Below are 725 nucleotides of genomic sequence, written 5' to 3'. Positions count from 1 at the left end.
GAATAGGGAAGCCGTAGAGAAATCGAGTCCGAATAGGGCGTCCAGTCGCTGGGTGTAGACCCGAAACCAAGTGATCTATCCATGGCCAGGATGAAGGTGCCGTAACAGGTACTGGAGGTCCGAACCGACTAGTGTTGCAAAACTAGCGGATGAGCTGTGGATAGGGGTGAAAGGCTAAACAAACTTGGAAATAGCTGGTTCTCTCCGAAAACTATTTAGGTAGTGCCTCAAGTATTACCGTCGGGGGTAGAGCACTGTTTTGGCTAGGGGGTCATGGCGACTTACCAAACCAAGGCAAACTCCGAATACCGACGAGTACAGCTTGGGAGACAGAGCACCGGGTGCTAACGTCCGGACTCAAGAGGGAAACAACCCAGACCGCCAGCTAAGGTCCCTAAAATTGGCTAAGTGGGAAACGAAGTGGGAAGGCTAAAACAGTCAGGATGTTGGCTTAGAAGCAGCCATCATTTAAAGAAAGCGTAATAGCTCACTGATCGAGTCGTCCTGCGCGGAAGATGTAACGGGGCTAAGCCAGTTACCGAAGCTGCGGATGCACAGTTTACTGTGCGTGGTAGGAGAGCGTTCTGTAAGCCTGTGAAGGTGTCTGGTAACGGATGCTGGAGGTATCAGAAGTGCGAATGCTGACATGAGTAGCGTTAAAGGGGGTGAAAAGCCCCCTCGCCGTAAGCGCAAGGTTTTCTACGCAACGTTCATCGGCGTAGAGT

The 725-nt window shown here is 51.6% G+C and carries 1 rRNA gene; it reads left to right on the top strand.

The features are described from left to right. Positions 1-725: ribosomal RNA gene (locus tag GVL52_RS27970) — 23S ribosomal RNA — on the top strand; the annotation flags it as partial.

The organism is Rhizobium sp. 18055 (genome assembly GCF_902706285.1).
GTDB lineage: Bacteria > Pseudomonadota > Alphaproteobacteria > Rhizobiales > Rhizobiaceae > Rhizobium.
The sequence above is the reverse complement of the archived record's forward strand: the minus strand, read 5'-3'. Positions and strand labels throughout refer to the sequence as shown.